The organism is Aeromonas sp. R3-1 (assembly GCF_040908345.1).
Classification (GTDB): domain Bacteria; phylum Pseudomonadota; class Gammaproteobacteria; order Enterobacterales; family Aeromonadaceae; genus Aeromonas; species Aeromonas veronii.
Genome location: NZ_JBFODN010000284.1, coordinates 1 through 1869 on the forward strand (window position 1 = coordinate 1; position 1869 = coordinate 1869).

A 1869-nucleotide genomic window follows, 5' to 3' on the forward strand; every position below is an offset into this window, starting at 1 on the left:
GAAAAACGATAACCAACTGGCGATGTTATTCACGCTGGCCAACCTGTTTCGGGCGGACCAAATGATACGTCAGTGGGAGAGATCTCACTAAAAACTGGGAATAACGCCTTAAATGGCGAAGAAACGGTCTAAATAGGCTGATTCAAGGCATTTACGGGAGAAAAAATCGGCTCAAACATGAAGAAATGAAATGACTGCGTCAGCCGAGAAGAATTTCCCCGCTTATTCGCACCTTCCTTAGATGTCACTTTGGTGAGGCGGATATTTTTTAATTGTTCAGTGCTAAAGAGTGAGGGAGGCATGATGCCTCCCTCTTGTTATTGCTTGCCGGTCAGGGCTAGAGCCTAGTGAACCCTTTAATTGTAGAAATGTTCTTCGATATTCTGAATTTTGAACATCTAGTCACACAAACGAATACTTAATTTACTGGCATTGGTGTCTGGCGGTCCTCTTTATTGATACTCATATGCGAAACATGCCGACCTGATTACTCAGTTCACCCGAAATATTTTTAAGTTGTTCAGAGAGATGGCGCGAACTGTCTGCATCCACTGCCAGTTCGTCCGAGACATCTTTGACCGCCTGAATGTTGCGGCTTACCTCGTCGGTGACGGCCCGTTGCTCTTCGGCTGCGCTGGAGATCTGGGTCGCCATATCGGAGATCTGGTTGATCGAAGTGGTGATCTGCTCCAGCGCATGTGTGGCGTTGTTGGCGTCATCCACGCTGTTCTGGGCCAGTTGTTGGCCTTCATGCATGGCGCTGACTGCTCCCTGGGTATTGCGTTGCAGGGTTTCGATCATGCTGCGGATCTCGACAGTCGAGCTGTGGGTTCGTTGTGACAAAACGCGCACCTCGTCGGCCACTACCGCAAAGCCACGGCCCTGTTCACCGGCCCGCGCCGCTTCGATGGCGGCGTTGAGCGCCAGCAGGTTGGTCTGCTCGGCGATGCCCTGAATGGTGGAGAGGATGGTGTTGATCTCCTGGGCGTTCCTCTCCAGTTCCTGAATGATGTTGGAGGCCTGTTCCACCTGGGTGGCCAGATCGGTGATGGAGCGTTGGTTTCGGGCGATCACTTGCTTGCCATGCTCACAACTGCTGGAGGAGCTGCGGGCCGCTTCGGCGGTTTGCTCGGCGTTGCTGGCAACATCGACCGCAGTTGCCGACATCTCGTGGACCGCTGTGGCGATCTGAGTGATCTCGTTTTGCTGGCGTGCCAGCCCCTCATTGGCTTTCTCTGCCATGCTGTGGGAGGACTTGGCCTGCTGGTTGAGTTGGCCGGAAGAGTTGGAAATGTCCTGCACCATCGCATGGAGCCGCTCAATGAAGGTATTGACGTGTTTGGCAACCGCGCCCACCTCATCTTCACGCTCGATCTTGAGGCGGCGGGTCAAATCGCCGTTGCCACGGGAGAGGTCGGCAATTGCCTCGCCCAGGGTTTTCAGAGGCGCTAGCGAGCTGTTGATGGCGACATAGGAGAAGCCAGCCACGATCAATATGGTGATAAGTCCCTGAATAAGGGAGGAGGTGACCATGCGGCGTACCGACTGGTAAGCGGTTTCGTCATCTACCATCATGCCGTAATACCAATTGGTGTTGGGGATCGCGTTAAAGTCAAAGACCTCTTTCTTACCGCTGATCACCAGCTCGTTGATCGTACCGTCATGAGCGATCTGATTGATGTAAGACGCGGTCAACTCGGGGGCTAGCGTTGTGGCGGGTTTCAGACTCAGGGAGGCATCGGGATGCGCGATGATGGTGCCGTTGCTGTCGACCAGAATGGCGTAAGTCCCCTCGGTAGTGACCGTCAGAATGTCCGAGATAAGGGCGCTGATAGAGACATCTCCGGCGATAACCCCCTGGGTGTTGCC

Annotated in this window: 1 protein-coding gene; it reads right to left on the bottom strand. The window is 53.9% G+C overall.

What is annotated here, in order from left to right:
• Positions 1-462: 462 nt before the first annotated feature.
• The coding region (locus AB5Y85_RS20360) for a methyl-accepting chemotaxis protein (RefSeq protein WP_368222061.1) at positions 463-1869 on the bottom strand (1407 nt) is incomplete at its 5' end.